This is a genomic window from Aeromonas sp. L_1B5_3 (assembly GCF_963866575.1).
GTDB classification, from domain to species: domain Bacteria; phylum Pseudomonadota; class Gammaproteobacteria; order Enterobacterales; family Aeromonadaceae; genus Aeromonas; species Aeromonas jandaei.
This window is the reverse complement of sequence record NZ_CAWMDN010000095.1, coordinates 97,114-113,662: the sequence shown is the minus strand read 5'-3', so window position 1 is coordinate 113,662 and position 16,549 is coordinate 97,114. Positions and strand designations below refer to the sequence as shown.

Sequence of the window (16,549 nt, the reverse complement as noted above, 5' to 3'; positions counted from 1 at the left end):
CTCAGTTCTCCGGGTTGGTGATGTGTACTGCTTTCAATCTCGGTTGCGAGGCTATCAGCTTTCGGGATAGACCTTCTCTTTGTACTCGCACAAGTCCTCGATGATACAGGAACCACAGCGGGGCTTGCGAGCCAGACAGGTGTAACGTCCGTGCAGGATGAGCCAGTGGTGGACATCCAGCTTGAACTCGGCGGGCACCACTTTAAGCAGCTTCTCCTCCACCTGATCCACGTTCTTGCCCACTGCAAAGCCGGTGCGGTTGGATACCCGGAAGATATGGGTATCGACGGCGATGGTGGGCCAGCCAAAGGCAGTGTTGAGCACCACGTTGGCGGTCTTGCGGCCGACGCCCGGCAGGGCTTCCAGCGCTTCGCGATTCTCCGGCACCTCGCCGCCATGGCGCTCCAGCAGAATGGCGCAGGTCTTGATGACGTTCTCGGCCTTGGTGTTGAAGAGGCCAATGGTCTTGATGTAGCTCTTGAGCCCCTCCACCCCGAGGTCCAGCATTGCCTGCGGGGTGTTGGCCACCGGATAGAGCTTGTCGGTCGCCTTGTTGACGCTGACATCGGTTGCCTGCGCCGAGAGCAGCACGGCGATCAAGAGCTCGAACGGCGAGTTGAAGTTGAGCTCGGTGGTGGGGTGGGGATTGTGCTCCCGCAGTCGCTCCAGTATCTCTCTGCGTTTCTGGTTGTTCATGCAGCCTCGCGTGGTGTCATAGCTGGGTCGCCCGGGCACGGACGGGGGGCACATTGCAGTGAGCTACTGTGGTCGCCTGCTTGCGGTCACGCCACTCGTTGATGGCGTTCTTGGCGGCGATCAGCAGCCCCAGTCCGATAAAGCCGCCCGGCGGCAGAATGGCCAGCAGCAGGCTGGCATCAGCGTGGAACAGCTCGATGCGCAGGGATTTTGCCCACTCGCCCAGCAGCAGATCTGCACCATCAAACAGGGTGCCCATGCCGATGATTTCGCGCATGGTGCCAAGCACCAGCAGCACCAGAGTAAAGCCCAGCCCCATCATCAGACCGTCGAGGGCCGCCAGCAGCGGCGGGTTCTTGGAGGCATAGGCCTCGGCGCGGCCGATGATGATGCAGTTGGTGACGATCAGGGCGATAAAGATGCCGAGCGCCTGATAGAGGCCATAGGTGTAGGCGTTCATCAGCAGCTGCACGCTGGTCACCAGTGAGGCGATGATCATCACGTAGACCGGGATGCGGATATCCTTCGGCACCCAGTTGCGCACCAGCGAGATGGCGAGGTTGGAGCAGACCAGCACCGCCATGGTGGCAAGGCCGAGCCCCAGCGCATTGGTAAAGGTGGAGGAGACGGCGAGGGTAGGGCACAGACCCAGCACCTGTACCAGCGAGGGGTTGTTCTTCCACAGCCCCTGTACCATCAGCTCCTTGAGCTCGCCCTTGCGGCTTTCCAGCTCGGCGATCGGGGCGGTGCCCGTTTCAATCTGTTCCATCTGTGTCATGACGGGGTCGACTCCGGTTTATTGTGCGGCCGGACAAGCCGGGGCGTTGCTGAGTAGTTCCGGGTGCTCGTGCTGCAGTTTCAGCAGGTTTTTCACCGCCTTGACCACGGCACGGGGGGTGATGGTGGCACCGGTAAAGGCATCGAACTCGCCGCCATCCTTCTTCACTGCCCACTCGGATTCATTGTCGGCGGTCAGGGACTTTCCGGTAAAGCTGTTGATCCAGTTGGATTTTTTCAGCTCGATCTTGTCACCAAGGCCGGGGGTCTCTTTGTGAGCGAGCACTCGCACCGCACTGACGGTGCCCTTGGCATCAAAGCCCGCCACGATGCGGATGGCACCGCTGTAGCCATCCGGCGCGATCGCCTCCAGCGCATAGCCGGTCACCACGCCATTCTTGCTGGCGGTATAGAGGGCTTGCGGCTGATCGCTGCCCAGATACTTCCTGCTGGTCACCAGCTTGCAGCTGGTCACCAGATCGTTGTCATAGCTGCCGGCAGGCAGCAGCGCCTCCAGCGTCTGCAACTTCTCCAGCTGCTGCTGGTGGGCGATCTTGTCCTTGGTCAACTCGTTGGTCAGCACCACCAGTGCGGTGCAGCCCAGCGCGAACATGGCCAGGATCAGGCCGTTCTTGCGCATGCTCTTTAACATGTCCGGGCTCCGTCAGCTGTGATGGGGAAAGAGGGCAGAAACATCATTGGCGACGGGCTCCATACACTTTCGGGCGAGTCAGGCTGTCGATAAAGGGTACGCAAAGGTTGGCCAGCAGCACGGCGAAGGCGAAGGCATCCGGGTAGCCGCCAAAGCGGCGAATGATGTAGACCAGCACCCCGATCAGCACGCCATAGACCAGGCGGCCGCGTGGGGTGGTGCAGGCGCTGACCGGATCGGTGGCGATAAAGAAGGCCCCCAGCATGGTGGCGCCGCTAAAGAGATGGAACATCGGCGTAGCGGTCGCATCCGGGCTCATCAGGTAGCCGAGGGTCGCCGCCGCCAGCAGGGAGCCCAGAATAGCGGTCGGAATGCGCCAGTTGATCACCTTCTGTTGCAGCAGGAAGAGGCCGCCCAGCAGATAGCCGAGGTTGACCCAGCTCCAGCCGATGCCACCCCAACCCTCAAACAGCGGGCCGCTCAGGATCTCGCCGGTGGTGAGCCCCTGAGTCAGGCCGGTTTTCAGGGTATCAAGCGGGGTCGCCATGGTCAGCCCATCCACCCCCTGCTTGAGCTGGGCCATGCTGTAGCCGTCGAGGCTAAAGCCGGTGAAGATGACCGACGCGGCATCGCCAAAGCCGAGGCTGTAGGCGCGCACGCTCTCCGGCGGCAGCCAGCTGGTCATCTGCACCGGGAAGGAGACCAGCAGCAGCACGTAGGCCACCATGGCCGGGTTGAACAGGTTCTGACCCAGCCCGCCGTAGAGCTGCTTGGCGATGATGATGGCGAAGGCAGTGCCCACTACCATCATCCACCACGGCAGCAGCGGCGGCAGGGAGAGACCGATCAGCACGGCGGTGAGGGCGGCGCTGCCATCCATCAGGGCCGGTTTGACGGGGCGGCCCCGCAGCTTGAGCACCAGCGCCTCACTCACCAGCGCGGTCACCAGCGCAATCAGGATCTGGATAAAGGAGCCCCAGCCGAAGAACCAGGTCTGGGCCAGCAAGCCCGGCACACAGGCCAGGATCACCAGCAGCATCAGGGTTCGGGTCTGTTTGCGGTTATGGGCAAACGGCGCAGTCGCGATATTGAACATGGATTAGTGCATTACCTCGTTGTTTAACGATGGGCCAGCGAGCATCAGCGCGGCTCGGCGTCGGATGATGAGCCCTCATCCGGGGTGGCCCCACTGGCCCTGGCCGCTTCAGCAGCCAGTTTTTTCGCCTTGGCGCGGGCGACGGCAGCGGCGATGGCTGCCTTCTTCGGGTCAACGCTCGCCTCGGCAACGGCCTGTTCGGCCACGGCCTCGCTCACCGGCTCGGCGAGTGCTTGCTCACCGCGAGCCCCTTCTGCTGCCTGCATTGGCTCACCCTGTTCCGCTGCCTGCTGGGCCGCCTTTTTGGCCTTGGCTCGCGCAATGGCTGCGGCGATAGCGGCTTTCTTGGGGTCAACCACTTCGCTGGCCGCAGATGGCGCATCGCTTTGGGTTGCAGCCGTTTCGCTGGTGCCTTCGGTGGCAGTCAGAGAGTCCTCAGCGCTGTCGCTCTGCTGGGCTGCCTTTTTGGCCTTGGCGCGAGCAATGGCTGCGGCGATAGCGGCCTTTTTGGGATCGACCGCTTCGCTGGCCGCAGATGGTGCATCGCTTTGGGTTGCAGCCGTTTCGCTGGTGCCTTCGGTGGCTGTCACATCGCCCTCAGCGCTGTCACCCTGCTGGGCGGCCTTCTTGGCTTTGGCCCGGGCAATGGCGGCGGCAATAGCGGCTTTCTTGGGATCGACCGCTTCGCTGGCAGCAGATGGCGCATCGCCTTGCGTGCCTGCGTCGGTTGTCGCGCTGTTGGCTGTGCTTACCGGCTCGCCACTGGCTTCGGCCTTTTTGGCCTTGGCACGGGCGATGGCGGCGGCAATCGCTGCCTTTTTCGGGTCGGCGTCTGCTGCAGGCTGGCTCTCGGCCGCGCTATCTGTAGCAGGAGCATCGCCAGCCTGAGCCGCTTTCTTGGCTTTGGCACGAGCAAGGGCCGCGGCGATGGCTGCTTTCTTGGGATCGCTGGATGGGTCAACCGCCTCGGCGGATTGCGGCGCAGCGGCTGTTTCGCTGTTTGCGCTCTCCGCCAGCTTGGCAGCGCGGCGCGCTTCCGCTTCCCGTTTGCGCGCTTCGCGAGCGGCAATCACAGCGCTATTGTCGGGCACGCCTTCGCCGGTGGCCGCAATGGCGGTGATGGGCGCATCCTGCTTGGCCTTGATACGGGCCAGCGCCGCTGCCACCGGATCTTCTCCACCTGCGGCAGTCATCGCCTGCCGGCGCTGGGCGGCGGCTTCGGCGTGGCGCGCTTCGCGGGCCGCTTTCTCCCGCTCGAAACGGGCCTGCTTGGCTTCGAAACGCTGCTTGGCGCGCTCGGCTTTTTCGGCTTCGGCGCGGGCTTCGCGAATGTCATCCTTGGCGATCTTGTAGTACTGCACCAGCGGGATCTCGCTCGGGCAGACCCAGGCGCAGGCACCGCACTCGATGCAGTCCATCAGGTTGAGCTTCTCGGCCTTGTCATACTCTTTGGCCTTGCTGTACCAGTAGAGCTCTTGCGGCAGCAGGCTGGCCGGGCAGGCATCGGCACAGGCGCTGCAACGGATGCAGGCCTGCTCCGGGCCGGGAGCGGGTAGTTCTGCTTGCGTCGGCGCGAGCAGGCAGTTGGTCGCCTTGACCACCGGCACCATGGCGTGGGGCAGGGTAAAGCCCATCATGGGGCCTCCCATGATCACCCGCTGATCCGCTTCCGGTTGCAGCTCGAAACGCTGCAGCAGCCAGCGCACCGGCGTACCGAGGCGCACCCAGGCGTTGCCGGGCTTCTTGAAGCTGTCGCCGGTGAGGGTGACGATCCGCTCGATTAGCGGCTCGCCGTCGATAATGGCGCGCTTGATGGCAAACACGGTGGCGACGTTGAGCACCATGATGCCGATATCGACCGCGCGGCCGCCCTTGGGCACCTGACGGCCGGTGAGCAGCTCGATGGTCTGCTTGGCACCGCCCGAGGGGTACTTGGTCGGCACCGTCTTGACCAGCACATCTTCGTCGGTGGTGTGACGGGTCAGCTCGGTGATCGCCTCGGGCTTGTTGTCTTCCACCCCGATCAGGGTGAGTTTCGGTTTGAGCAGGTGCTTGAGCACCCGAATGCCATCCATGATCTCGTCGGCGTACTGCTGCATCAGCCGATCGTCGGTGGTGATGTAGGGTTCGCACTCCAGCCCGTTGACGATCAGGATCTCGGTGAGCTGGCCGCGGCCATCGAGCTTGCTGTGGGTGGGGAAGACGGCGCCGCCAAGACCGGCAATGCCCGCCTGCTGGATGCGCTCGAGCAGTTCGCCCCGCTCCAGATTCCAGTAATCGGGTTTGCCGTCGAGCTCGCCCCACTCATCTTCGCCATCGGGGGTGAGGATGACGCAGAGATCGTCAAGCCCCGAAGGGTGAGCGACCGTGTGGTTGGCAATCTCGGTGATGGTGCCCGAGGTGGAGGCGTGCACCGGCACCACCCGCCCTCTGGCATAACGGGTCAGCGGTTGACCCTTCTTGACCTTGTCACCCACCTGCACCAGCAGGTCACCGGCGGCGCCTGCGTGCTGGCGCACCGGAATGATGAGGCGCGGCGGCAGACCGGCCTGCTCGACCGGGCTCTGGCTCGATTGCAGTTTGTTGTCGGCGGGGTGAATACCACCGTGAAAGTCCCAGATATTCCCGGCTTTGATGCGTTCAAGTAAAGACTGCATGGTTACTCCACCAACCTGACCGGAATCTTGCCCGGAACCTGCACGTTATTGAGATCCCACTTCCAGTTATCGACCGTGGTGGGCACCGGGATCATCTCGATGCAGTCGGTCGGGCAGGGATCGACACAGAGATCGCAACCGGTGCACTCGCTGGCAATCACGGTATGCATCGCCTTGGTGGCGCCGACGATGGCGTCCACCGGGCAGGCCTGAATGCACTTGGTGCAGCCGATGCACTGATCTTCGTGGATAAAGGCGACTTTCTTGACCGGCACCGCGGCCTCGTCACTGCCGCCCAGCGGCTGGGGTTCGACCCCCATCAGGTCGGCAATCTTGCGCATGGTGGCTTCGCCACCGGGTACGCACTTGTTGATCTGATCGCCGTTGGCAACCGCCTCGGCGTAGGGTTTGCAGCCGGGATAGCCGCACTGGCCACACTGGGTCTGGGGCAGCAGGGCATCGAGCTGATCGACGATGGGGTCTGCTTCCACATGAAACTTGACGGCGGCAAAGCCCAGGATAATCCCGAACGCCAGCGCCAGCAGGGTCAGCACCAGAATGGCAAAAAGAATATGGATCATGGTTATATCTTGATGAGGCCGGTAAAGCCCATAAAGGCCAGAGACATCAGACCGGCAGTGATCATGGCAATGGAGACTCCGCGAAACGGGGCGGGCACATCGGCGGCGACCAGTCGCTCGCGCATGGCGGCAAACAGGATCAGCACCAGCGAGAAGCCGGTGGCAGCGCCAAAGCCGTAGATCACGCTCTGCACGAAGTCATGACGCTCGTTGATGCTCAGCAGCGCCACCCCGAGCACCGCGCAGTTGGTGGTGATGAGGGGCAGGAAGATCCCCAGCAGGCGGTAGAGGGTCGGGCTGCTTTTGCGCACCACCATCTCGGTAAACTGCACCACCACGGCGATCACCAGAATAAAGGCGAGGGTGCGCAGATAGGCGATCTCCAGCGGCACCAGAATGTAGTGCTCCACCAGATAGGAGCAGGCACTGGCCAGGGTCATCACGAAGGTGGTGGCGAGCCCCATGCCGATGGCGGTTTCCAGCTTGCCCGAGACCCCCATAAAGGGGCAGAGGCCGAGGAATTTCACCAGCACGAAGTTGTTAACCAGCACTGTGCCGATCAATAAAAGCAGGTATTCAGTCATCGAAGGTCGGGTATCCGGTTTGAAGGCCGCAACATTATCTGATGTTAGGGCACGTTAAACAACCGCAAGGCCGCATGGTTATTATGCAACTGGATAATTTCCCGGCCGTTTTGACCAAGTTAGCAACGGAGTTTTCGTCAAAGCACGAAGATAGAGGCTTATCTACCTAAAAGCGGGTAGCTATTCTCGAATAAGGCGAGAGAGCCGTTGATAGAGTCTCTCCTGCATGGCGGTTCTATGGCAGCCGTGATGGATCTCACGATGACAATTTGGGCATAGAGCGACCGTATTGTTAATCGTGTCTGAGCCACCTTCAGCTAATCCTTTCAGATGATGTACTTCTAAATAAACCTCACCGGAGTCAGTCACAAACGGTGCTGGATAGTTACACGCTTCACACCGCTGCGCTGCGTTTTTTAGCACCCACTCTCGTACTTGTGGATCTCGCCCATAGCTATTAGCCGCAGTTGAGCGAGCTTGTGGTTCTAATACTCCTTGGGGAACGCTGGATGTATCCGAGGACAGATAAGCGGCAGAGGTGCTTTCTTGTTGGCGAATAAGCTGCTCGATATGAGCAAAGGTGTGAGCGCCGACATGGGTCGCCGGTTTTAACCCTGAGACCCAGCTTCGTCCCATCTTGTGGTAGACGTGAGAGATGTTTTGCATCCGAAACTCAAAGGATTTTTCAGTTCGCCCGAATTGGCTGGCCAACGCTTGGTAATAGCGTTTTTTCACGAAGGGTTCGCCACGCTGCTCTTTGGTATACATATCCTGATAAGCCGCCACGGCAGCGCGCAACTCCTCTTCTGTCCAGTGATCGCTCAATGTTTGCTCCTACTCATGGGGAAAATGCACGACGCTGTGGCCAAGAGGGTATAGGGTGCCATCCGAGCGCGCTCATATCGCTGAGGATGTTAATTCAAACGACACCATTTTTCTTTGGGTATTTTGCGATAACGTGCGCATCATCCATAAATTTTCACAAATAAATCAGTAGGCTACTCTGCTTTAGTTCGGGCAAACAGTCATCAGGATGATGGCTGATTAACGCCACAGGGAGGTGGTGATGGATCCGGTTTCCTATCTTTTTTCGGCTTATCTCAATCTGGTTCAGCAGCAGATTTCAGATATCTATGGCACCGAGCTTAAAACGGTTGCGGTGCAGTATGAGGGGGAATCAGTACCCTTCTCGTTTCAGCTCTGGCAGATCCAGCAGCCGAGCGTTTGTCGTCCCTACCAGCAGGATGTGCGGCGCTTTAGCCAATGCACGGTCAAGGCGTCCGCCCTGTTTCACAAGCTGTGCGATGACCTGACCCGGCAGGATGACAGCAGTTGGCAACTGCCCAAATATCGCGCCATGTATTGTTCGGCCGCCGTCAGCTACAGGCCGATGATTGCCGAGATTGGGAATGCCAAACAGAGTCCGGCCAAGCTGGCAGAGCGGGCCTGCAATCAGGCGATTCTGGCGGCAATGGACAGTGACGATGAAGCCCTGCTGGCCCAGCAGGACAAGGCATGTGCCGCAGTGCGCTGATGGAGATTTATCGCGCCCGCCAAGTCGTCAGATCATCTTTGCGCGCCATACCACAGTCGCGGGTGCTTTGGCCCGGTATGATGGAGGGGCTAGCGGGGCGTTCCTGTATCTGTGATGTCTATGGCAAACGAGCGGAGATGCCGCTGGCAAGGCGGACAGCCGGGTTGGCTGGCTGCATGTTTATCACCACCGGCCGTGTTGCCGGCATCAGCACCAGGAGGGAATCATGATCAGCCATATCGACCATCTGGTATTGACGGTAAGTGATATCGAGCGCGCCGTGGCGTTTTACAGCTCGGTGCTCAATATGGAGGCCATCACCTTCGGTGCGGGGCGCCGGGCGGTGGGGTTTGGCAACCAGAAGATCAATCTGCAACTGCTTGGGCAGGAGCCGCGCAACCGGGCGCAGGTGGGGTCGGGGGACGTTTGCCTTATCACCCGCTGGCCACTGGAACAGGTGATGACTCAGCTGGCCTGCCACGGGGTAGAGATTGTCGAGGGGCCGGTGACCAAAAGCGGGGCTTGCGGGCCTATAGAGTCAATCTACTTCCTCGACCCGGATCAGAACCTGATCGAGATAAGTCGCTACCCCTGACTCCGCCGCGGCCGAGGGGAGTTGGGTTGGCGTATCAACTGCTGGCCCCGGCCGCTGGTCGGGGCGCAACCATTCCCTCGTTTGCCTCTTCCGGTACTCCCCTGTCTCGCCACTGCTGACTCTTTTATTGGCCATGAAATCGGGCAAACCCCGTTTGCCCCATAACCCCTGATGGGGGGCCTTGCGCTGTGAGCCGGCCCGCAATTGTGTCGCCGGTGCGCTGGAGTTGGCGATAATCCGGCGTGCAGTGGCGGGCGATGTGGTAATGTGTCGCACTTTTTTGCCGGATGGGCCGGCATTGGCCTCGTTGAAATTGGAGCCGTATGCAAAAAATCGACGTAGTGGAGAGGGTAATGCCGCAGATCATGTGTCCGGCATGGCCGACGCACGCAACCGTACAACAGGATGGGGTTCAGCCCCACTGGCAGGTGACTCATGCTGGCTAACGAATCCATGCGCCTGAACAAATACATCAGCGAGAGCGGCATCTGCTCGCGCCGCGAGGCCGACCGCTTTATCGAGCAGGGCCACGTCTTTATCAACGGCAAGCGCGCCGGGATTGGCGATCAGGTGCAGGTTGGCGATCTGGTGAAGGTGAACGGTCAGGTGATCGAGCCGCGCGAGGCGGACAGTCTGGTGCTGATCGCCCTCAACAAGCCGGTTGGCATCGTCAGTACCACAGAGGCGGGCGAGAAGGACAACATCGTCGATTTCGTCAACCACAGCACCCGGGTCTTCCCCATCGGGCGACTCGACAAGGATTCGCAGGGGCTGATTTTCCTCACCAACCACGGCGATCTGGTCAACAAGATCCTGCGGGCGGGCAACGATCACGAGAAAGAGTATCTGGTGACCGTCGACAAGCCGGTGACCGACGAGTTTGTGCGCGGCATGGCGGCCGGGGTGCCGATCCTCGGGACTGTGACCAAGAAGTGCAAGGTGAAGAAAGAGGCGCCGTTCGTCTTTCGTATCACCCTGGTGCAGGGGCTTAACCGCCAGATCCGCCGCATGTGCGAGCACTTCGGTTTTGAAGTGACCAAGCTCGAGCGCATTCGCATCATGAACGTCAGCCTCAAGGGGCTGCCGGTGGGGGAGTGGCGCGATCTGACCGACGATGAGCTGATCGATCTGTTCAAGCTGATTGAGGACTCCTCCTCCGAGGTGAAACCGGCCAAAGGCGACAAACCCAAGGCGGCCAAGACTCCTGCGGCGCCAAGCGCCAAGCCGGGGCAGGGCAAGAAGCCGCGCCGCGATGATGATCACGAGATTGGCGGGCGTCCCAATGTGCCGGGCCCGGAAGCTTTCGAGAAGAAGCTGCCGGTGGGCAAGGGTGGCGCGGGCAAAGGGGCTGCCAATAAAGGTGGTGCTGGCAAGGGCAGTGCAGGCAAAGGGGCACCCAAGGGTGGCAAACCGGCCGCAGGCAAGCCGCGCACCGCTAACAGCGGACGGCAGAAGAAGGGGCGCTGAGTTGCCCCTCTGAGTGGCATCAGCCTCGTGTTGTCACCCCCAACACTGTTATCTCCAACACACCGGCCTCAGGCCGGTGTGTTGCTTTGGGCCGCAGAGCTGGCCGGGAAGGGCGACGAAATGGTTGGCTCACTGGCGGTCGGTAACCCCATGACGCGAGGGTAGTGGCGCGGGTCGAGGCGCAGCACCAGCAGGCTCATCAGCAGCAATCCCCCCAGCTGCCACTGCCAGGCGGCGGCGAAGTCACCGAACAGGTGATAGAGGCGCGCCGCCACCCAGGGGCCGGTGGCAGCCAGCATAAAGCCGAAGCCCTGCATCAGGGCGCTCAGGGTGCCGGCGCGGCGCGGGTCAGGCAGGTGATCGAGCGCAATCACCATGATCAGGGAAAAACTGCCGCCCAGACCGGCGCCGCACAGCATGCACCAGAGAATGGGGGCACTGGCGGGCGCCAGCCAGAGGCCGCCGAATCCCGCCAGCTGCATGGCGATGGCAAGCCCCATCCATGGCCGCCGATCCAGACTGCGGGCTGCCAGCAGCGGCAAGCCGAGACCGCTGGCGGTCTGCGCCAGTGCCAGCCAGGCGACCAGCTCGCCCGCCTGCGCAGCGTTCCACCCATTCGCCATATAGGCGGGGGCCAGCCAGGCCACTACGATGCCGTAACCGCTGTTGATGATGCCAAAGCAGACGATCAGCAACCAGCTGCGGGGCAGGGTGATCAGCCGCTGCTCGCCGTGAGGAATAGCGACCGCCGCGGTACTTGGCAGACGCACTTTCCACCCTAGCCAAACGATGGCCAGCAGCAGCGGCAGACTCCAGAGCGCCAGTGCTTGCGACCAGTCGAGGCTCGCCGTCAACCGTGGCGTGAGGCTGGCGCCGAGCGCCCCGCCCCCCATCATGCAGGCAGAGAAGATCCCCATCACTTGCGGCACCTTGTGGGCAAAGTGCTGCTTGATAAGGGCGGGCAGCACCCCTTGCACCAGCGCCGAACCCAGGCCGCAGAGCGCAGCGGTGGCGATCAGCAGGGCGCCGCTCTGGGCATCAAAACGCAGGGCACTGCCCGCCGCGAGCAGCAGCAGGGCCAGCCCCAGCAAAGTGGTGGCACTGGCAAGGCTGCGCAGGCGCGGGGTGAGCAGCACGCCAATCCCGATCAGCCAAAGCGGCAGCAGGGTGAGCCAGGCCAGGGTATCCATCCCGAGCGACAGGGCGCGGCCAATCTCGCCGCTCAGCGGGCCGATGGCGGTAAGAAAGGGGCGCAGGTTAAGGCCAGTCAGGATCACCAGCACCAGCAGGGCAAGCTGCTGGCGGCGCCCCTCTGCCGGGCGTTCGCTTGTCCCCTTACTCATGATCAGGCGCTGCTTGTGTGGCTTGTTGTAACTGGGTGCCATAGAGATCTGTCGCCGTCAGGGTGACGGCCAGTTTGACCTGTGGCAGAGGTGGCGGTGCCAGCGGCAGCCCCAGCTTTTGATAGGCGGCAGTGCTGTCAAAGCCGAACGGCGCTGCATCGGCGTTATCAAAGGCGTAATAGACGGCGGCGATGCCGTTCATCACCAGCGCGGCGAGGCACATGGGGCAGGGGTGGCCGCTGGCATAGACAGTGGCGCCCGCGAGCGGCCCGCTCTGGCTTGCCTTGCGCAGCGCCTCCAGCTCGGCGTGACGGGTCGGGTCCCCATCCAGATGGATGCCGTTGACCGCGCTCGCCACCAGCTGGCCATCGCGTACCAGCAGGGCGGCGAAGGGGCGGCCCCCCTGCCGGTGATTTGCTCTGGCCAATTGCACCGCCTGCTCCAGCCAGCGCTGATGAGTCGGGAGAGTGGTTGATGAGGGGATCGGGCGGGCGTTGGCAGAGGCAACAAGGGGCGCAGACATGATGAAAAACCCTGATTTGACTAAACAAATGCCAGCCTAGCGGCGAAACAAACCATTTGGAAATTAAATGATAAAATGAGTTTCAGTGGTTTTATAAATGGAGAAACCCATGCTGGATCCCCTGTTACTGCGCAGTTTTGTCGCCATTATCGACACCGGCAGCTTCACCCGGGCCGGTGAACGGGTCCATCTGACCCAATCCACCATCAGCCAGCAGATGCGCAGGCTCGAACAGCAGATTGGCTGCCCGCTGCTGGATCGCTCCGGTCGGCAGGTGGTGGCGACGGCCGAGGGGGAGCAACTGCTGGGGCTGGCCCGCCGCATTCTGGCGCTGCTGGCGCAGGCCGAGGAGCAGGTGAGCGAGGGGAGCATATCCCTCAGCCTCGGGGTGCCGGAGGATTTCGCCGCCGGTGCCATCACCCCGGTGCTGGCCGCCTTTGCCCGCGACTACCCCGAGGTGCGGCTGGAGGTGGAGAGCGGCCTGAGCCATCACATCTGGCAGCGTTTCGCTGCGGGGGAGCTGGATCTGGCGCTGGTCAAGCAGGTGCGCGGACAGGGCTCGCCGCTCGCCAGCTGGCGTGAGCCGCTGGTGTGGGTCGATAGTCGCGACTGGCCGGCGAAGGGGCGTGATCCGCTGCCGCTGGTTGCCTTCCCGAGCGAAGGGCTCTATCGCCAGCAGATGACCGAGGCGCTCGATGGTCTGGGTCGGCGCTGGCGTATCGCCTATGTCAGCGCCAGTCTCGCCAGTTTGCAGGGGGCGGTGAGTGCAGGCATTGGCGTGAGCTTGCTGCCCAAACGGCTGATGCCTGCCGATCAGCTGGCCCTGACCCAGTGGCCCAAGGTGGCATCGGTGGAGCTGGCGCTCCATGCGGCAAAGGATGGGGGCGAACCGCTCAGCCGCTTGAGTTCGGCCCTGATCGCCCTCTGTGATGAGGTGATGGGGCCGCAGTGAGTGGCTATATGGGGAAAAACGTCTGTGGGGAAAAACTGACGTCGGCAAGATAAGGCGGAAAAAGTGCGGGGAGGGATCAGTGATCCTTCCCCTCCGCCAGCTTGCGCTCGTAGTCATTTTTGACGATGGCCAGCGCCGCCAGCACCAGCTCGGGGGCCAGCTCATTGGTTTCCAGCAGTTCGATCAGATCCACCGCGAGTTTCACCTCGGGCGGGGCAGTTTCCAGTGACATGGGCAGGGTTCCGGTTGCGGGAAGAGGGGGGATTATACAGGGGCGCCGCCGTTGGCCGAAAGCGCCCGCTCTGTCGGGTTGTGAGCCACGAAGGTCAGAGGTGCTGGCGCATCTCTTTGTCGATCTCCTCGCGCAGGGCGATGAGCTTTTTGGCGTACTGCTGCAACTGCAGATCGCTCTCGCTCAGTGGTTGCCACTGGGGCACCGGGGTCGGTTTGCCCTGCTCATCCATCGCCACGAAGATGATGATGCAGTGGGTGGTTTTGTGGCGCTCGGTCTCGGTGGGATGGCGGCTGTAGACATCCACCGCCAGATGCATGCTGGTGGTGCCGGTGTGGATCACCTGAGCGTGTACCTCCACCAGCTGGCCAATCTGGATGGGGCGCAAAAAGCGGATCCCCCCCACATAGACGGTCACCGCATAGCCGCCGCACCAGCCCGCGGCGCAGGCGTAGCCCGCCTGATCGATCCACTTCATCACCATGCCGCCATGCACCTTGCCGCCGAAATTGACGTCAGAGGGTTCGGCCAGAAATTGCAGGGTCAGTTCGCGATTGGGCACAGTCACATCCTTATTGCCTGAAGAGTTTCCCTGAGCTTTGCCCCATCGGCCTGCCCGGTCAAGGGTTCATCCCCGATTCAGGGGGGTGGGGTCACTATCTGGCTCTATTCATCCCGATTTCACTTTTTTGACCCGCAGGAGTGACACCATGAAACAGATGCTGGAACAGTTGCTGGGGGCTGGCAAAGGCTGGCTCAACGAAGGCGGAGAGAAGCGCAAGGGGCAGATGCAAGGAGCGCTGGCCGGCGGTGCGCTCGGTCTGCTGCTGGGCAACAAGAAGATGCGCAAATATGGTGGCAAGGCCGCTGCCGTGGGTGGCGCTGCAGCCCTCGGCGGGCTGGCCTACAAGCTCTATCAGGATTGGCAGGCCCAGCAGGCGGCGCCCGCCCAGCCGACCCATCCCGTCAGCACTCTGGAAGGAAATGCGCTGGACGCCCGCTCGGCTCTCTTGGTGCGCGCCATGGTGGCGGCAGCCCGGGCCGACGGCCATATCGACGGCGCCGAGCGCCAGAAAATTCAGGAGTACCTGACCGAACAGGGCCAGAGCGATGCCGCCCGCTGGATTGACGCCGAGCTGGCCCGCCCCCTCGACACCCACGCGCTGGCGCGGGAAGTGACCGACATGGAGCTGGCCACCGAGGTCTATCTCGCCTCCCTGCTCGCCATCGAGGTGGATCACTTTATGGAGCGCGGTTATCTCGATGAACTGGCGCGCGCCCTCAAACTCGATGACAACCTCAAAGGAAGCATCGAGCGGCAGGTAGCCCAGCTTAACGCCCCCGCCTGATACCCTCACCGCCATGGATTGCCGATAACGCCCCGCTCAAGGGGCGTTGTTGTTTCTGCGCTTTGGCGATCACCCCTCTGTTTCCAGCTGCCGGTTTATCAGGCCCGCAAGCAGGTGGAGTGCCTGCTCCAGCTGCTCGCTCCAGGGATGGGAGCTGTTGAGGCGCAGGCAGTGGTTGTGTTGCCCCTGACTGGAGAAGAGGGCGCCGGGGGCGATGGAGAAGCCGCAGTCGAGCGCCATGGCGTGGAGGGTGCGGCTGTCGAGGCGGGGCGGGAACTCCAGCCAGAGAAAGTAGCCGCCATCGGGGGAGGAGATCCGCACCTCGCCCGGCAACAGTCGCTGCAGCGCGGCCCGCATCTGCTGCTGGCGCTGGGCCAGGGTGTGGCGCAGACGGCGAAAGTGGGCATCGACCCCGCCCTGGCGCAGCATTTCGGCCAGCGCCAGCTGGCTCGGCACATTGGTGGAGAGGGTGGACATCAGTTGCAGCCGCTGGATCCGCTCGGCATGGGGCCCCGCCACCACCCAGCCGACCCGAAAGCCCGGCGCCAGACACTTGGAGAAGGAGCTGCAGAGCAGGCTGTCACCGCGCTGATCCCAGTGCTTGATGGGCTTGGGGCGCTCGCGGCCGAAGTAGACCTCCGCATAAACGTCATCCTCCACCAGCGGCACCTTGTGGGCATTGAGCAGTGCCATCAGCCCCTGTTTGTGCGCATCCGGCATGGTGTGGCCCAGCGGGTGCTGCACATTGCCCATCAGCCAGCACGCCTTGATCGGCATCTGGCTGAGGGCATCAGCCAACAGCGCCAGGTCGATGCCTACCCCCGGGATGACCGGGATCTCCACCGCCTTGAGCTTCAGCCGCTCGATGGCCTGCAGGGCGCCATAGAAGGTAGGGGACTCCACCACCACCCAGTCACCGGGCTCGGTCAGCACCTGCAGGCTGAGGGAGAGCGCCTCCATGGCGCCGGTGGTGATGATGATCTCCTGCGGGTTGATGGCGACCCCGTCGCTGGCGTAGCGCTGGGCGATGGCGCGGCGCAGCGCCTCGTTGCCGGGGGGCAGGTCGGCCACCGTGCTGAAGGGGTCGAGCCTGCGCATGCAGCTGGCCAGTGCCCGCCCGAGCTGGGGATGGGGGAACAGGGTCGGGTCGGCCACTGACATGCCAAGGGGCACCAGTGCCCGCGATTTGCTCGCCTGCAACACCTCGAACACCAGATCGTTGATATCCACCGAGCCGCTGTAGTGGGTCTGGCTCGGGGTGTGGCGCGCCACCTTTGGCGAGGCGGCCTTGACGTAGTAACCGGACTGGGGACGGGCGAGGATCCGCCCCTGACTCTCCAGCAACTGATAGGCCTGCAGCACCGTCATCGGGCTCAGGTTGTGGGTCTTGCAGCTCTGGCGGATGGAGGGGATGCGTTCCCCCGGTTGCCAGATGCCGTCATCGATCTCGCGGCTCAGGCGTTCGGCCAGTTGTTGGTAAAGAGGCATGATCTGGATCAACTGTTATAGGT

Annotated in this window: 18 protein-coding genes; 5 read left to right on the top strand and 13 right to left on the bottom strand. The window is 62.4% G+C overall.

Annotation, left to right across the window (positions count from 1 at the left end; all coding sequences use genetic code 11):
• Positions 1–54: 54 nt before the first annotated feature.
• From nth to AACR93_RS06145, 8 genes are all read right to left on the bottom strand, one after another.
• Positions 55–696 (bottom strand): endonuclease III, encoded by a 642-nt coding sequence (nth, locus tag AACR93_RS06180; RefSeq protein WP_033113577.1) that lies wholly within the window; start codon positions 694–696, stop codon positions 55–57.
• Between the two features lie 16 nt (positions 697–712).
• Positions 713–1,474 carry an electron transport complex subunit E gene (locus AACR93_RS06175; protein WP_372240870.1) on the bottom strand — a complete coding sequence of 254 codons (762 nt, stop codon included), beginning with the start codon at positions 1,472–1,474 and terminating at the stop codon, positions 713–715.
• An 18-nt stretch (positions 1,475–1,492) separates the two neighbouring features.
• Entirely contained in the window at positions 1,493–2,125 is a 633-nt protein-coding gene (rsxG, locus tag AACR93_RS06170; protein ID WP_033113576.1) for an electron transport complex subunit RsxG, read from the bottom strand.
• 43 nt (positions 2,126–2,168) lie between these two features.
• Positions 2,169–3,221, bottom strand: coding sequence for an electron transport complex subunit RsxD (rsxD, locus tag AACR93_RS06165; protein WP_041208552.1), 1,053 nt, complete (start codon positions 3,219–3,221; stop codon positions 2,169–2,171).
• 44 nt (positions 3,222–3,265) lie between these two features.
• Positions 3,266–5,878, bottom strand: a complete 2,613-nt coding sequence (gene rsxC, locus AACR93_RS06160; protein WP_043849484.1) for an electron transport complex subunit RsxC — start codon at positions 5,876–5,878, stop codon at positions 3,266–3,268.
• 2 nt (positions 5,879–5,880) lie between these two features.
• Positions 5,881–6,459 (bottom strand): electron transport complex subunit RsxB, encoded by a 579-nt coding sequence (rsxB, locus tag AACR93_RS06155; protein ID WP_041208548.1) that lies wholly within the window; start codon positions 6,457–6,459, stop codon positions 5,881–5,883.
• A gap of 2 nt (positions 6,460–6,461) precedes the next feature.
• On the bottom strand, positions 6,462–7,043 hold the full coding sequence (rsxA, locus tag AACR93_RS06150; protein ID WP_042031202.1) for an electron transport complex subunit RsxA: 582 nt from the start codon (positions 7,041–7,043) through the stop codon (positions 6,462–6,464).
• 180 nt (positions 7,044–7,223) lie between these two features.
• On the bottom strand, positions 7,224–7,868 hold the full coding sequence (locus tag AACR93_RS06145; RefSeq protein WP_082044031.1) for an HNH endonuclease: 645 nt from the start codon (positions 7,866–7,868) through the stop codon (positions 7,224–7,226).
• A 241-nt stretch (positions 7,869–8,109) separates the two neighbouring features.
• Here AACR93_RS06145 and AACR93_RS06140 point away from each other — a divergent pair, with 241 nt between their 5' ends.
• The 3 genes from AACR93_RS06140 (at position 8,110) to rluF (ending at position 10,639) form a co-directional block, all read left to right on the top strand.
• A complete protein-coding gene (locus AACR93_RS06140; protein ID WP_043849483.1) occupies positions 8,110–8,577 on the top strand; it encodes a hypothetical protein in 468 nt (155 codons plus the stop codon).
• 226 nt (positions 8,578–8,803) lie between these two features.
• Positions 8,804–9,172, top strand: coding sequence for a VOC family protein (locus AACR93_RS06135; protein WP_040067818.1), 369 nt, complete (start codon positions 8,804–8,806; stop codon positions 9,170–9,172).
• Positions 9,173–9,607: 435 nt separating this feature from the next.
• Positions 9,608–10,639 (top strand): 23S rRNA pseudouridine(2604) synthase RluF, encoded by a 1,032-nt coding sequence (gene rluF, locus AACR93_RS06130; RefSeq protein WP_043849482.1) that lies wholly within the window; start codon positions 9,608–9,610, stop codon positions 10,637–10,639.
• Between the two features lie 68 nt (positions 10,640–10,707).
• Here rluF and AACR93_RS06125 read toward each other — a convergent pair whose 3' ends face one another.
• On the bottom strand, positions 10,708–11,982 hold the full coding sequence (locus tag AACR93_RS06125) for an MFS transporter (RefSeq protein WP_043849481.1): 1,275 nt from the start codon (positions 11,980–11,982) through the stop codon (positions 10,708–10,710).
• On the bottom strand, positions 11,975–12,505 hold the full coding sequence (locus tag AACR93_RS06120) for a nucleoside deaminase (protein ID WP_043849480.1): 531 nt from the start codon (positions 12,503–12,505) through the stop codon (positions 11,975–11,977). Before AACR93_RS06120 ends, AACR93_RS06125 begins: the two co-directional genes overlap by 8 nt.
• Positions 12,506–12,614: 109 nt before the next feature.
• Between AACR93_RS06120 and AACR93_RS06115 the strand changes: the two genes are divergently transcribed.
• The gene (locus AACR93_RS06115) at positions 12,615–13,457 is read left to right on the top strand and encodes a LysR family transcriptional regulator (protein WP_041208542.1); all 843 of its coding nucleotides are present in this window, start codon (positions 12,615–12,617) and stop codon (positions 13,455–13,457) included.
• A gap of 76 nt (positions 13,458–13,533) precedes the next feature.
• Here AACR93_RS06115 and rsmS read toward each other — a convergent pair whose 3' ends face one another.
• Positions 13,534–13,689, bottom strand: a complete 156-nt coding sequence (gene rsmS / locus AACR93_RS06110) for a pleiotropic regulatory protein RsmS (protein ID WP_005337582.1) — start codon at positions 13,687–13,689, stop codon at positions 13,534–13,536.
• A 94-nt stretch (positions 13,690–13,783) separates the two neighbouring features.
• Positions 13,784–14,251: an acyl-CoA thioesterase gene (locus AACR93_RS06105; protein ID WP_041208541.1), complete on the bottom strand. Its 468-nt coding sequence runs from the start codon at positions 14,249–14,251 to the stop codon at positions 13,784–13,786.
• Positions 14,252–14,399: 148 nt separating this feature from the next.
• Between AACR93_RS06105 and AACR93_RS06100 the strand changes: the two genes are divergently transcribed.
• Entirely contained in the window at positions 14,400–15,038 is a 639-nt protein-coding gene (locus AACR93_RS06100; protein WP_043849479.1) for a tellurite resistance TerB family protein, read from the top strand.
• 69 nt (positions 15,039–15,107) lie between these two features.
• Here the strand turns inward: AACR93_RS06100 and AACR93_RS06095 are convergent, their stop codons facing one another.
• Complete coding sequence (locus AACR93_RS06095; protein ID WP_043849563.1) at positions 15,108–16,526, bottom strand: aminotransferase-like domain-containing protein; 1,419 nt, start codon at positions 16,524–16,526, stop codon at positions 15,108–15,110.
• Positions 16,527–16,549 lie beyond the last annotated feature (23 nt).

Coding starts and splice junctions, on each gene's coding strand:
- nth (WP_033113577.1), bottom strand. CDS start 696: ATGAACAACCAGAAACGCAGAGAGATACTGGAGCGACTGCGGGAGCAC.
- AACR93_RS06175 (WP_372240870.1), bottom strand. CDS start 1,474: ATGACACAGATGGAACAGATTGAAACGGGCACCGCCCCGATCGCCGAG.
- rsxG (WP_033113576.1), bottom strand. CDS start 2,125: ATGTTAAAGAGCATGCGCAAGAACGGCCTGATCCTGGCCATGTTCGCG.
- rsxD (WP_041208552.1), bottom strand. CDS start 3,221: ATGTTCAATATCGCGACTGCGCCGTTTGCCCATAACCGCAAACAGACC.
- rsxC (WP_043849484.1), bottom strand. CDS start 5,878: ATGCAGTCTTTACTTGAACGCATCAAAGCCGGGAATATCTGGGACTTT.
- rsxB (WP_041208548.1), bottom strand. CDS start 6,459: ATGATCCATATTCTTTTTGCCATTCTGGTGCTGACCCTGCTGGCGCTG.
- rsxA (WP_042031202.1), bottom strand. CDS start 7,043: ATGACTGAATACCTGCTTTTATTGATCGGCACAGTGCTGGTTAACAAC.
- AACR93_RS06140 (WP_043849483.1), top strand. CDS start 8,110: ATGGATCCGGTTTCCTATCTTTTTTCGGCTTATCTCAATCTGGTTCAG.
- AACR93_RS06135 (WP_040067818.1), top strand. CDS start 8,804: ATGATCAGCCATATCGACCATCTGGTATTGACGGTAAGTGATATCGAG.
- rluF (WP_043849482.1), top strand. CDS start 9,608: ATGCTGGCTAACGAATCCATGCGCCTGAACAAATACATCAGCGAGAGC.
- AACR93_RS06125 (WP_043849481.1), bottom strand. CDS start 11,982: ATGAGTAAGGGGACAAGCGAACGCCCGGCAGAGGGGCGCCGCCAGCAG.
- AACR93_RS06120 (WP_043849480.1), bottom strand. CDS start 12,505: ATGTCTGCGCCCCTTGTTGCCTCTGCCAACGCCCGCCCGATCCCCTCA.
- AACR93_RS06115 (WP_041208542.1), top strand. CDS start 12,615: ATGCTGGATCCCCTGTTACTGCGCAGTTTTGTCGCCATTATCGACACC.
- rsmS (WP_005337582.1), bottom strand. CDS start 13,689: ATGTCACTGGAAACTGCCCCGCCCGAGGTGAAACTCGCGGTGGATCTG.
- AACR93_RS06100 (WP_043849479.1), top strand. CDS start 14,400: ATGAAACAGATGCTGGAACAGTTGCTGGGGGCTGGCAAAGGCTGGCTC.
- AACR93_RS06095 (WP_043849563.1), bottom strand. CDS start 16,526: ATGCCTCTTTACCAACAACTGGCCGAACGCCTGAGCCGCGAGATCGAT.